At 74.4% G+C, this 13,057-nt stretch carries 9 protein-coding genes; 5 read left to right on the top strand and 4 right to left on the bottom strand.

The annotated features are described in order from the left end of the window. Positions 1 to 96 precede the first annotated feature (96 nt). Together AC5WAM_RS10515 and treY are read right to left on the bottom strand one after the other, a co-directional pair. Complete coding sequence (locus AC5WAM_RS10515; RefSeq protein ID WP_495522428.1) at positions 97 to 1,347, bottom strand: M14 family zinc carboxypeptidase; 1,251 nt, start codon at positions 1,345 to 1,347, stop codon at positions 97 to 99. Between the two features lie 179 nt (positions 1,348 to 1,526). Then, positions 1,527 to 3,941, bottom strand: a complete 2,415-nt coding sequence (gene treY, locus AC5WAM_RS10510; protein WP_495522427.1) for a malto-oligosyltrehalose synthase — start codon at positions 3,939 to 3,941, stop codon at positions 1,527 to 1,529. Positions 3,942 to 4,022: 81 nt separating this feature from the next. Between treY and AC5WAM_RS10505 the strand changes: the two genes are divergently transcribed. After that, the gene (locus AC5WAM_RS10505; RefSeq protein WP_495522426.1) at positions 4,023 to 5,336 is read left to right on the top strand and encodes an MFS transporter; all 1,314 of its coding nucleotides are present in this window, start codon (positions 4,023 to 4,025) and stop codon (positions 5,334 to 5,336) included. On the opposite strand, the gene glgX is transcribed toward AC5WAM_RS10505, so the two are convergent. Beyond that, positions 5,311 to 7,419, bottom strand: a complete 2,109-nt coding sequence (gene glgX, locus AC5WAM_RS10500) for a glycogen debranching protein GlgX (protein WP_495522425.1) — start codon at positions 7,417 to 7,419, stop codon at positions 5,311 to 5,313. The two genes, AC5WAM_RS10505 and glgX, sit on opposite strands and share 26 nt — an antisense overlap. 217 nt (positions 7,420 to 7,636) lie before the next feature. Here glgX and AC5WAM_RS10495 point away from each other — a divergent pair, with 217 nt between their 5' ends. The 4 genes from AC5WAM_RS10495 (at position 7,637) to AC5WAM_RS10480 (ending at position 11,924) form a co-directional block, all read left to right on the top strand. Then, complete coding sequence (locus tag AC5WAM_RS10495) at positions 7,637 to 8,374, top strand: Tat pathway signal sequence domain protein (protein WP_366795391.1); 738 nt, start codon at positions 7,637 to 7,639, stop codon at positions 8,372 to 8,374. A 59-nt stretch (positions 8,375 to 8,433) separates the two neighbouring features. Further along, positions 8,434 to 9,750, top strand: coding sequence for a copper amine oxidase (locus tag AC5WAM_RS10490; RefSeq protein ID WP_366795389.1), 1,317 nt, complete (start codon positions 8,434 to 8,436; stop codon positions 9,748 to 9,750). 109 nt (positions 9,751 to 9,859) lie between these two features. After that, positions 9,860 to 11,101, top strand: a complete 1,242-nt coding sequence (locus AC5WAM_RS10485) for a DUF5919 domain-containing protein (RefSeq protein WP_138962372.1) — start codon at positions 9,860 to 9,862, stop codon at positions 11,099 to 11,101. A gap of 103 nt (positions 11,102 to 11,204) precedes the next feature. After that, positions 11,205 to 11,924, top strand: a complete 720-nt coding sequence (locus tag AC5WAM_RS10480; RefSeq protein WP_495522424.1) for a 3'-5' exonuclease — start codon at positions 11,205 to 11,207, stop codon at positions 11,922 to 11,924. Between the two features lie 222 nt (positions 11,925 to 12,146). On the opposite strand, the gene AC5WAM_RS10475 is transcribed toward AC5WAM_RS10480, so the two are convergent. Beyond that, positions 12,147 to 13,013, bottom strand: a complete 867-nt coding sequence (locus AC5WAM_RS10475; RefSeq protein ID WP_495522423.1) for a phosphotransferase enzyme family protein — start codon at positions 13,011 to 13,013, stop codon at positions 12,147 to 12,149. Between the last annotated feature and the right edge of the window lie 44 nt (positions 13,014 to 13,057).

Here is a 13,057-nt window from a genome sequence, read left to right as displayed (position 1 = left end):
CGGGGAGTCAGGGAGCCCAGGGGCGGGTGGGCCCGGGGAGCAGGGAGCCCCGTCCCGTCCGGACGAGCGGGGAGTCCGGTCCCTTCCGGACGCCCGTCACACGTCCCGTACGCGCGCGTGCCGGGCCGCCTCCACCGTCGTCCGCGCCTGGTGCTCGACCTGGCGCTCCAGCGGCACCCAGCGGGCCTCGAACCGGTCGGCGAACGCCTCGCACCACCGCGTCACCAGCCGGTCGAGCCGGGGCGCCGCCCGGTCGTCGGCCTCCCGCAGGACCCTGAGGAGCATCGCGGCCGCCCGCAGCGGCAGGCGCCGCCCGAAGGCGTCCACGCTGCCGATGTACGCCATCGACGTCCCGGCGGGCGGCAGCCGGCCCCAGTCGTCGGCGAGCCCCGGCACCAGGCCGAGCGCCCACCGGGCCGCCCGCAGCAGCGGCCCGTCCGCGTCCGGGAGCCGGGGCAGCGCGTCGCCGAGGACGTCCTCCACCAGGCCCGCGTCGTGCCGCAGGCGCCGGGCGAAGCCGCGCAGGGCCGCCCGGGGCGCCGGGTGCACGGCCATGTCGTCCACCATGTCGCTCGCCCACATCGGCACCTCCACGATGGCCGTCACGCCGCCGTAGCGGTGTGCGTGGTGCCACGTGGTGTGCCGGGCGTCCTCCGGCAGGCTCGGATAGGCGGCCGCAGAGCCGGGCCCGGGCAGCACGTGGACGCCGGGCCCCGACACCGGCCAGCCCGCCGCGTCCGACGCCCCCGTCTCCACCGGGATGCCGAGGCGCGCCGCCGACGCGGCGAAGGGCACGGCGAGCCCCGGGATGTCCCGGGTCAGCTGCACCCAGCTGCCGCCGAGGTCGGTGCAGTGCAGCGACACCTGCAAGTAGGGCCGCAGTTCGTCGATGACGCCCTTCAGGGCGCGGGTCTCGGGCGGCAGCCGGTCCGGCGGCAGGACGGACGGCGACCACTCGGGCTGCTCCGGGCCCGCGGGGCGGAAGAAGTGCCGGTGGTAGTCCAGGAGGGTGCGCGGCGCCGGGGTGCGGTGCAGGTGCGCGCCGTCCGGGTCGGCGCACAGCAGGAAGTGCCAGGACGTGTCGGCGCGCAGCGCGGCGTCGCGCACCGTCCACTCGGCGAGGGCGACGAGGGTCGAGCCGCCCGTGGGTTCGTTGGCGTGCGCGCCCGCCACCACGAGCACCGCGCGCGGACCGTGCCCGACGGACAGCAGGTGCAGGGGGCGGCCCGCGCGCGAGGAGCCGACCTGGCGCAGCGTGCACAGATCAGGACGGTGAGCCGCCAGCTCCCGCGCGGACACGACGAGTTCGGGAACACTGGGATAGCGGTTCGCCGCCAGTTGACTCACCCCCGACTGGTCCGCTGACGCAATCCGCAGTACGCCACGCGGCGGTACGCGTGTCAAGCACCCTGAAGGCGGGCTCCACGGAGCCCACGCCTGGTACACACGGCTCCGCTCGCTCCATCCGTCCCATCCACGGACCGGTATGCCCCGCTCCGGGCGGAGCGCGCCCCCGGCGCCCGCTGTCAGACGCGCTCCAAAAGAGCCACCGGAAGCGGCGCGAGCAGCTCGTCCACGCGCGTGCGTCCAGCGAACTCGCGCCCCGGAGTGAGCAGATCGGTCCACGCCCCCCGGGGCAGCGACAGAGCCGTGTCGCGCCAGCCGCCCGCGTCCGCGAGGCGCCGCGACAGCCGCGTCACGGCCACCACCACGCCCCCGGAGCGGCAGTAGGCCAGACAGTGCGCCGCACAGGGGCCGGACGCCGTCAGCGGCTCGTACGTGCTCCCGCCGCCGAACAGGCCGGGCCGCCGCGCGCGCAGCCGCAGCGCCGCCGCGGTGACCGCCAGCTTCTCGTCCGACAGGTCCCAGGAGTCCCGCCGCGCGCCGAGCCCCTCCAGCAGGCCCGCGTCGAAGGCCGCGGGGCGGCGGTTGTCGGGGTCGACCAGGGCATGGAAGGCGCGCTCCGTGCCCTGGTACACATCCGGCACGCCCGGCATCGTCAGGTGCAGCAGCGCGCCGCTGAGGACGTTCACGCGTGCGTGCGGGGCGAGTTCGGCCGCGAACCGGGCCACCGTGTCCAGCAGGGGGCCGCACGGACCCGCCGCCAGGAACGCCGTCACGGCCCCCTCGTAGCCCTCGTCGCGCTCCGTCCAGCTCGTGTGCAGGCCCGCCTCCCGCACGTGCTTCAGCAGGGCCTCCTGGAGCCGCCTCCCGTAGTCGCCGGACCCGCCGCGCGCGGCCGGGGCGAAGCCCACCGCCGTCTGCCAGGCCGCCCAGGCCAGTTGGGGGTCGGGCGCCCGCGCGGTCTGCCGGGTCACTTCGGCGAGCAGCGCGTCCCACCGCTCGGGGGCCTGCGTGAGCACGCTGATGCCCGCCCGCACCTCGGCGCTGCGCTTGGTGTCGTGGGTGGTCAGGGCCGTGCCGGAGTACGGCCAGTCCCGCCGCACGCGCGCGCAGTACGCGTGGAACTCCGCCACGTCGAGCGCGGGCCGCCCCGGCTCGCCGCCCACCTCGGCCGCCGACAGGAGCGGCACGTACCGGTAGAACGCGGTGTCCTCCACGGACTTGGCCCGCAGGGCCGCCGCCGTCTGCGCGAACCGCGCCCGGAACGCCGCGCACCGCTCGTCGTCGCCCCGCCTGCCGAGGGCCAAGTCCCTGACCGCGTCGACCGCTTCGGCCTCCTCGGGCACCGTGAACACCCGCCTGGCCTCGGCGGCCGCGCCCGCCGTCAGGACCGTCGCGGGGTCGGCGCCCCCGCGCGCGTACGGACGGTAGACCTCCAGGCGCACGAGCAGCTCCCGCAGTGCCGTCCGCAGCGCCCACGGGGCGTGGTCCCTGAGGCCGGGGTCCGTCGCGCACAGCGCGTCCGCCTCGCGCGTCAGCCGGTCCACCTCGGCGGCCAGCTCCCGCATGACGACCTCGTACGCGGCGCGCCGCACGGTCGCCCGCCAGTCGCCGCCCCGGTCGGCGGGCGCCGCGGCGAACCTGCGGTAGCGGCCCCGCAGTTCACGCGCTCCCGCCGCGTCCGTGAGCACCCCGTCGACGTGCCGCAGCGCGTCGTAGCCGGTGGTGCCCGCCACCGGCCAGGCCGCGGGCAGGCGCTCGCCGTCGGCCAGGATCTTCTCGACGACCGTCCAGCGCCCGCCCGTCGCCTCGTGCAGCCGCCCGAGGTACGCACCCGGGTCCACGAGCCCGTCCGGGTGGTCGACGCGCAGGCCGTCGACGACGCCCTCGCCGAGCAGCCCGAGGAGGGTGGCGTGCGTCGCCTCGAACACCTCGGGGTCCTCCACCCGTACGGCGATCAGGTCCGAGATGGTGAAGAAGCGCCGGTAGTTGAGCTCCGTGCGGGCGAGCCGCCACCAGCCGAGCCGGTACCACTGCGCGTCGAGCAGCCGCGGCAGCGGCAGCCGCTCGGTGCCCGCGCGCAGCGGGAACACCCGGTCGTGGTAGCGCAGCACCCCGCCGTCGACGCGCAGCTGCGCGAGGTCCGCGCCGAGCCGGTGGCCGAGCACGGGCAGCAGCAGCCGCCCGCCGCCCGCCGCCCAGTCCACGTCGAACCAGCGCGCGTACGGCGACGCGGGCCCGTCGCGCAGCACCTCCCACAGCGCGCGGTTGTGCAGCGGATCGGCCGCCATGTGGTTCGGCACGATGTCCACGACCAGGCCGAGCCCGGCCGCCCGCGCCGCGCGGGCGAGCGCCCGCAGGCCCGCCTCGCCGCCCAGCTCGCCGCGCACGCGCGCGTGGTCCACGACGTCGTAGCCGTGCGCGGAGCCGGGCACCGCCTCCAGGACCGGCGACAGATGCAGGTGCGAGACCCCGAGCGCGGCCAGATAGGGCACCGCGGCCTCGGCCGCCGCGAAGGGGAACTCCGGACACAGCTGCAGCCGGTACGTGGCGGTCGGCGGCTGCGGGACATCGGGCGCGGGGCGCGGAGACGTCATGCGAACGTACGTACCCGCCCGGGCGGCTTTTGTGCCTTCGACGCATGCGCGGGTCCGAAGGAGCGTCGATAGCGTCCGACGATGACGGAGAAGGCGCGGTGCGGACGGGGCGTGCGGGGCGGCCGGGTCCGGCGCGCCGCCGGCTCCTACCGGGCGGTGCTGGCGGTCACGGGGGCCGCGCTGCCGGTGATCTCGTTCCTGGGGCGGCTGCCCGTGGCCGTGATCCAGTTCGGCAGCGTGCTCCTGGTCGGCGAGACCAGCGGCTCGCTCGCGACCGGGGGAGCGGTGGCGTGCGCCCTCGCCCTCGGGCAGGTGACCGCAGGGCCGTTCGTCGGGCGGCTCGCCGACCGGCGCGGGCAGCGGCCGGTCGTCCTCGCCTTCGCCGCGCTCAACGCCCTCGCCGTCGCCGCCTGCGCGCTCGGCGCCCTGCTGCGGCCGCCCACCCCCGTCCTCCTCGCCCTCGCGGTCCTGGCGGGCGCGAGCGTGCCCGGGATCGGCCCGCTGGCCCGCGCCCGCGCGGTGGCGCTGCTGCGCCGCGAGGACGCCCCGCCCGGCCTGGTGAACGCCGCGCTGTCCCTGGAGTCCACGCTCGACGAGCTGTCCTTCGTGCTCGGGCCCGCCCTCGTCGGCCTCGCCGCCGTCGCGGGCCACCCGGCGTACGCCTTCGCCCTCGCGGCCCTCCTGGCCGCCGTCTGCGGCACCGGCTTCGCCCTGCACCCGACAGCGCGGGCCGTGGCCCCGGCCGCCGCCCCACGCGCGCGTGCGGCACGCTCCGCGCTCCCGCGCACGGTGTACGCCGTCCGCGTAGGGCTCGTCTTCCTGGGGGTGCTGCTCGGCGCCTGCGGGGCCGGGATCGCGGCGCTCACCGAGGAGCTCGGCGCGCCGGTCCACGCGGGCCTCGTCTACGCCGCGATGGGCGTCATGAGCGCCGTCACGGGCCTGTCCACGGCCGCGCTGCCGGACCGCTTCGGCCTGTACGGCCGCTGGCGCGCCGCCACGGCCGCCGCCGCGCTCCTGTCGCTCCCCCTGGTGTGGACGGAAAGCCTGGCGGGCCTGTACGCCGTCGTGACGGTCTTCGGCGCCGCCTTCGCCCCGAACCTCGTCACCGGCTTCGCCCTGACCGAACGGGCCGTGCCCCGGCGGCGCCTCGCCGAGGGCATGACGTGGGCGGCGAGCGCCTTCGTCGGCGGCCAGGCGGTCACCCTCGCCGTGGCCGGACGGCTCGCCGAATCCCACGGCCCCGGCGCCGCCTTCGCCCTGGGCAGCGCGGCCGCCGCGGTGGCCTGCGCCATCGCCCTGGCCGCGCGCCCGGAGACGGCTCCGGCCGAGAACGCGGCCCCCGCGCGCGTGGACCGCGCCGCGGGGGCGGCTACGCCGGACGCTGGAGCACCGTGAGGCTCCGGTCGGTCAGCGTCACGCGCTCGCCCGCCCGCACCTTGGCCCCCGTCCCCGGCGGCACCCCGTCCGCACGCGCCGTGTCGACCACCACCTGCCACTGCTGGCCCTGGTTGACCGGCACCACGAACTCCAGCGGGTCCGGGGACGCGTTGAACATCAGCAGGAACGAGTCGTCGGTGATCCGCTCGCCGCGCGGCCCCGGCTCGGAGATCGCGTTGCCGTTGAGGAACACCGTCAGGGCGCGCGCCTGGGCCGCGTCCCAGTCCTCCTGGGTCATCTCCTCGCCCTCCGGAGTGAACCAGGAGATGTCCGACAGCTCGTCGTGGGTGCCCTCGACCGGACGGCCGTGGAAGAACCGGCGCCTGCGGAACACCGGGTGGTCGCGCCTGAGCCACGTCATCGCGCGCGTGAACTCCAGGAGCGTGTTCTCGCCGTCGGGCCAGCGCACCCAGGCGACCTCGTTGTCCTGACAGTAGGCGTTGTTGTTGCCGCCCTGGGTGCGGGCGAACTCGTCGCCGTGGCTGAGCATCGGCACGCCCTGGGACAGCATCAGGGTGGCGAGGAAGTTCCGCAGCTGCCGGGCGCGCAGCGCGAGGACGTCCGGGTCGTCCGTCTCGCCCTCGGCGCCGCAGTTCCAGGAGCGGTTGTGGCTCTCCCCGTCCTGGTTGTCCTCGCCGTTGGCCTCGTTGTGCTTCTGGTTGTACGCCACCAGGTCGTGCAGGGTGAAGCCGTCGTGGCAGGTCACGAAGTTGATCGAGGCGAGCGGGCGGCGGCCGTCGCCCTGGTACAGGTCCGAGGAGCCGGTGAGCCGCGAGGCGAACTCCGCGAGGGTGCGCGGCTCGCCGCGCCACAGGTCCCGCACGGTGTCGCGGTACTTGCCGTTCCACTCCGTCCACAGCGGCGGGAAGTTGCCCACCTGGTAGCCGCCCTCGCCGACGTCCCAGGGCTCGGCGATCAGCTTCACCTGGCTCACCACCGGGTCCTGCTGCACCAGGTCGAAGAACGAGGACAGCCGGTCCACCTCGTGGAACTGCCGGGCGAGCGTCGCCGCGAGGTCGAAGCGGAAGCCGTCCACGTGCATCTCGGTGACCCAGTACCGCAGCGAGTCCATGATCAGCTGGAGTACGTGCGGATGGCGCATGAGCAGTGAGTTGCCGGTGCCCGTGGTGTCCATGTAGTACTGCGGGTCGTCCGTCAGGCGGTAGTACGAGGCGTTGTCCAGGCCCCGGAACGACAGCGTCGGGCCGAGGTGGTTGCCCTCCGCCGTGTGGTTGTAGACGACGTCCAGGATGACCTCGATGCCCGCCTCGTGCAGCGCGCGGACCGCCGACTTGAACTCCAGGACCTGCTGGCCGCGGTCGCCCCAGGAGGCGTACGCGTTGTGCGGGGCGAAGAAGCCGATCGTGTTGTAGCCCCAGTAGTTGTTCAGGCCCATGTCGACGAGCCGGTGGTCGTTCACGAACTGGTGGACCGGCATCAGCTCCAGGGCGGTCACGCCGAGCCGCGTCAGGTGCTCGATGACCGCCGGGTGCGCGAGGGCCGCGTAGGTGCCGCGCAGCTCGTCCGGCAGCTCGGGGTGCAGCATCGTCAGGCCCTTCACATGGGCCTCGTAGATCACGGTCTCGTTGTACGGCGTGCGCGGCGGACGGTCGTCGCCCCAGTCGAAGTACGGGTTGACCACCACCGAGGTCATCATGTGCGGCGCGGAGTCCAGGTCGTTGCGCTCGTCCTGGGCGTCGAACCGGTAGCCGTACACCTCCTCGCCCCAGTCCACCGCGCCGCTCACCGCGTGCGCGTACGGGTCAAGGAGCAGCTTCGCCGAATTGCAGCGCTGCCCGCGCTCGGGCGCGTACGGGCCGTGCGCACGGAAGCCGTACCGCTGGCCCGGCATGACGCCGGGCAGGTACGCGTGCCGCACGAAGCCGTCGGACTCGCGCAGTTCCACGGCGGTCTCCGAACCGTCGTCGTGCAGCAAGCACAGTTCGACTCGATCCGCGGCCTCGGAGAAGACCGCGAAGTTCGTACCGGCGCCGTCGTACGCGGCGCCGAGGGGATACGCCTGCCCAGGCCAGACCTGCATGTCCACGACTCTTCCATGCTCGTCGCTCCCGTGGGGGCCGCCTTGGCCAGAGTGTGCTCGAAAGTGGGGCAACCACCGAGGAGTTGAGCCCGTCTAACCGACTGACCACATACTCGACATGCCCATGAATTGGGCCCATGAGGGGAGATTGGGGGAGGATGTGCGCAATCTAGTCAGACGCCACCTCGGGAAGGTCGTGGCGGGGGGTGCCCTCGCCGTGGCGGCCACCGCGGCGCTGGTGGCCGTCGCGCTGCCCGACCGGGCGGGGGCGGGTGAGTCCGACCGCAGCACGGCCGCGGGCTCCTCGCGCCAGGACGCCGTAGCGCCCGACGGCACCGTGGAGGCCGCGCCCGAGGAGGGCTCCGAGGGGGTGGGCAGCGACCCGCTGACCGACGCCGAGACCGCGCGGGCCCAGAAGATAGCCCTGGACAGCAACGGCCTGCGCTCGCGCGCCCGGGACGTGGAGGGCGACCGGGGGCCGGAGCGCCTGTCCACGAACCTCGCGGAGAACGAGCCGGGGGCGACCGGGGACGACGCGGCGCGCCGCGCCGAGATCGTCTACTACGACTACAAGAAGGACGCCGTCGTCGCCAAGACGGTGAACCTGAAGACCGGCAAGGTCGAGTCGACCAACACCGCCCAGAACGTCCAGCCGCCGCCCAGCGAGGAGGAGCTGACCGAGGCCGCGCGGCTGCTGATCGCCGACGAGCACGGCAAGGGCCTGCGGGACGACTACGACAAGGCCACGGGGAAGAAGCTGGAAGGCCCCTCCGACCTGGACCTGAGCGGCTTCGTGTTCCGCAAGGAGACCCTCGACAGCGTCCCCGCCGACCTCCAGGACTGCGGCAAGCACCGCTGCATCCAGGTCGTGGCCAAGGTCAAGAACGGGCCGTGGATCGACACCCGGGCCTTCATCGTCGACCTCAGCGACCGCCACGTCGGCCGCGTCCGCTGACCGCCCGCACAAGGGCATCCGCACACCTCTGCCCTCCTGACCGAAGGAGCCTCCTTCGCATGCACGTCTCGCACGGCAACAGACTCCCGCGCGCCCGTAAGGCGGCCGGTACGGCCCTTGCGGTGTCCGCGCTCCTGGGAGCCGCGATAACCACCGCGGGCCCGGCCACCGCGGCCCCCGGAGCCGCACCGCGGGCGCCCGCGGCCGGATGCAGCGCCGACTACCGCATCGAGCAGACCCTCGACGGCGGCACGACCTGGCGCATGTGCTGGCACTACAACACGTACTCCGGGCTCATCCTCGACAACATCAGCTACCAGCCCAAGAGCGAGCCCAAGCCCATCCCGGTGCTGACCAGCGCCCGCCTCGCCCAGATCCACGTGCCCTACGACGACGGCGAGGCCGAGTTCGACGACGTCACGGGCACCGACTTCGGCCGGAAGCTGCAGAAGCTCAAGACGAGCGAATGCCCCGGCGGCACCATCAAGACGGTGAAGGTCCCGGACGGGGGGAACGTCCCGGGCCTGTGCACCACCACCCGCGCGCGGGGGCACGCCTACCGTCTCAACAACGACGCGAGCACCGGCGGCAGCGGCAAGGTCTACGCCGCCCAGGGCAAGGACCTGCTCGTCTACACCGTCAACAAGGCCTCCTGGTACGAGTACATCACCGAGTGGCGCTTCTCGTCGGACGGCACCATCCACTCCAACGTGGGCGCCACCGGCAGCCTGTCGCCGTACGACTTCGACGGCGGCGACGACCGCGGCTGGCCCATCGGCAAGGGCGACCAGGCCAAGGCCGAGAGCCACTCGCACAACGTCTTCTGGCGGCTCAACTTCGGTCTGGACGGCTCGCCCAAGTCCAAGGTCGAGCAGTACGACTCCAAGGTCACCCCGCCCAGCGGCCAGGGCAGCCCCACCACGAAGACGACCCGCACGCCCATCACCAAGGAACTCGCGGGCGACCGCCAGGACATGCGCTGGTGGCGCGTGGTCAGCACGGCGGGCAAGAACAAGGACGGCCACCCCCGCAGCTACGAGTTCGTGCCCGGGGCCAGCCAGAAGCACGCGGGCCGGCCGTTCACGCGGCACGACGTGTTCTTCACGGACTACAAGAAGTGCGAGCAGTACGCCAGCAACAACATCGGGTGCCCGAACGGCTACCCGGCCAGCGTCGACAAGTGGGCGAACGGCGAGACCCTGAAGCACCCCATCAGCTGGGTCAACATCGGCTTCCACCACATCGCGCGCGACGAGGACCAGCAGCCCATGCCGGTCCACTGGCAGGGCTTCTCGCTGGCCCCGCGCGACGTCACGGCCATGAACCCGCTCACTCCGCAGGACCTCTCGGGCGTGAACGGACGGCCGCGAACCTGAAGTTGCGGCACGACCCTGCCCATCCGGCTGCACCGCGCGCCGGTCCCGGAGTACTCTTCCTTGATCGTTGACCGGGGGAGAGCGCGGGGGAGCGGAAGGCGGTGCACGGGTGAGCTCGGAGGGGCGCGAGCTGCCCCCTGGTGACGAGGGTCACGAGGGGAGCTCCGCGGACGTCCCGTCCTCGGCGGTGTCCTTGGCACGGCCGATGGAACCGGTGTCCCAGATCGGACCCGAACTGGACTGGGACGCCGATGCCTGGCGCGAGGTGCGCACGCGCGCCCAGCGGGCCGGGCGGGCCTACATCTGGCTGAACCTGGTGGAACAGCGGCTGCGCGCGGTCGTGGCCGCTGTTCTGCGTCCCGTCTACGAACCCGTCCACGCGGACGACTGGGTGGTCGCCGCCGCGGGCCCCGCCGGGCAGGAGTGGGTGCAGCGGGCCGTCGCCGTGCGCGAGGTGAGCCGCCGCAAGGGCTACCTCCTCGACCCGGCCGACGACAACGTCCTCAGCTTCTTGACGCTGCCGCAGCTGCGCGAGCTGGTCGTCCAGCACTGGCCGTGCTTCGAGCCCTACCTCGACGACCGGCGCGAGGTCGAGCTGGCCCTGGACGAGCTGGAGGTCACGCGCAACGTGGTCTCGCGCAACCGTGCCCTGTCCCCGACGGTCCTCGCCCAGGCCGAGCGCGCCTCCGCACGCCTCCTGGAGATCCTCGGCGCGGGCTCGGACGCGCCCTCCGCGCGGCGCCTGCCGGTCGACGCCGTGGAGCAGCTCGTCGGCGACCGGTACGCGGACGTCGTGGGCGTGCACGCGGACCGGGTGCGGCTCCTGCGGCAGTTCCCCGCGGAGGACCTCTTCGGGGGCGCCCGCCGCGTCGACGCGATCGGCATAGGCCTGAACCTGCTGGTGCAGAACTTCTCCGGCCGCCGCCTCGTCCGGCTCGCCGAGTCCGGCTGCCGGGTGAGGCTGCTCTTCCTGAACCCCGCGAGCAGCGCGGTCAAGCGCCGGGAGCGCGAACTGGGCCTCAAGCGGGGCGAGCTGAGCCGCGCCGTCGAGTCGAACATCCTCCACATGCGGCGCGTGCGGTCACGCCTGCGCGACCCCGGCGCCTTCGAGATCCAGGTCTTCGACGAGACCCCGCGCTTCACGGCCTATCTGGTCGACGGCGACGGCTCGGACGGCATCGCGGTCGTCCAGTCCTATCTGCGGCGCACCCGCGGCATGGAGGCGCCGGTCCTGGTGCTGCGCGGCGGCGGCCGCGTGGTCAAGGCGGACGACCTCGGCGAGCACGGCCTCTTCGCGACGTACCGGGAGGAGTTCGAGACGGCCTGGGCGGACTCGCGCCCGGTGTCGTAGGACGGCGTCCGGGACGGGTAGCGGAATCCGGCCATCTCATTGTCAGTGGCGCATGGGATCGTGGAGGCCACTGGGGGAACGCACCACGACGAAGGGGGCGGCCATGGGCTGGCACCGAGAGCTGCTGATCGGCTTCGACCTGGAGACGACGGGCACGGATCCGTCCGAGGCGCGGATCGTCACGGGGGCGGTGGTCGAGGTCAGGGCCGGACAGGAGCTGGGCCGCCGCGAGTGGCTCGCCGATCCGGGCGTGCCGATCCCGCCGGACGCGGTGGCCGTGCACGGCATCACCGACGAGCGGGCCGCCGCCGAGGGGCGGCCCGGCGCGGAGGTCGCCGACGCGATCGCCGACGTCCTCGCGTCCGCCTGGCAGTCGGGCGTCCCGGTCGTCGCGTACAACGCGGCGTTCGATCTGACCCTCCTGGCCGCCGAGCTGCGCCGGCACGGGCTCGCGCCGCTGCGCGACCGGCTCGGCGGGGCCGACCCCGCGCCCGTGATCGACCCGTACACCATCGATCGCTCGGTGGACCGCTACCGCCGCGGCAAGCGCAACCTCGAAGCGGTCTGCCGGGAGTACGGCGTGGTCCTGGAGTCCGCCCACGACGCCGCGTCCGACGCCCTCGCCGCGGCGCGGCTCGCCCGCGCGATAGCCGACCGCCACGCCAAGGTCGCCGACCTCGGCCCGGCGGAGCTGCACCGGCGCCAGGTGGAGTGGTCCGCGCAGTGGGCCGCGGACTTCCAGTCCTTCCTCCGCCGCAAGGGCGACCCCACGGCGGAGATAGACGGCACGTGGCCCCTGCGGGAGCCGGCGCGGGTGCCCTAACGGGGGGTTCCCCCATCCCGCCCCTTCCCGCTTCCTGGGGGGCTCCGCCCCCAGACCCCCGCTCCTCAAACGCCGGAGGGGCTGAAAATCCTGCCGCAACCGGCGACAGTTCCAGCCCGTCCGGCGTTTGAGGACGAGGCGCGGAGCGCCGAAAAGGCGGGGGGTACGGGGGCGGCAGCCCCCGGAGCGGGAAGGGGCGGGTCAGGGGCGTGCCGCGAGGGGTTAGAACGGATGCCAGCGGACCGTCGTGTCGCCCTCGCGCAGCGAGGCCACGCGGCGGCGGAATTCGGCCAACGCCCCGGCGTTGGCGGGCGCGTGCTGGGCCACCCAGGCACAGCTCGCGGTCTCCCGCGCCCCGCGCAGCACCCCGCACCCCTCCCACTCCCGCACGTCCCACCCGTACACCCGGGTGAACTCGTCGTACGCGTCGTCCCCGAGCCCGTACCGGTCACGGGACAGCGCCATGACGACCAGGTCGTGCTCACGCAGGTCCGAGGAGAACGTCTCCAGGTCCACCAGGACGGGCCCCTCGGGCCCCACCAGGACGTTGCGCGGCAGCGCGTCCCCGTGCACGGGCCCGGGCGCGAGCCGGGGCACGAGCGCGGCGGCGGCCGCCGCGAACCCGTCCCGGCGCTCCCGGAGGTAGTCCGCGTCGGCGGGGTCGATCGCGTCCCCGGCGAGGCGCAGCCACCGCTCCACACCCCCGAGCAGCTCACGGCGCGGCAGCTCGAACGGCGGCGCGGGCAGGGCGTGCACGAGCCGCAGGAGCGCGGCCAGGTCGCCGGGGCGGGCGGGCCGCACGGCCGCGGGCAGCCGGTGCCAGACCGTCACGGGGTGTCCCTCGACGAGCCGCGGCCCGTCCTCGGCGGGCCGCACCGCGGGCACCCCGGCGTCCCGCAGCCACCCGCCGACGGCGAGTTCGCGCCGCGCCCGGTCGAGGAGTTCCGGCGCGGCCCGGCCGACCTTGACCACCAGGTCGCCCACGGCGAACACCGCGTTCTCGCCGAGGGCCAGGAGCTCGGCGCCCGTGTCGGAGCCCGCCGTGAGCCCCGCGGCGTCCAGGACCTTCCGTGCCCGTGCCTCGTCCATCCGTTGCCTCCCGCAGCCTGTGCCTCACCGTGCTCCGCGGCGCG

The sequence above is a fragment of the Streptomyces sp. JLYT201 genome (genome assembly GCF_059448825.1).
This window is presented reverse-complemented; position numbering and strand designations above follow the sequence as displayed.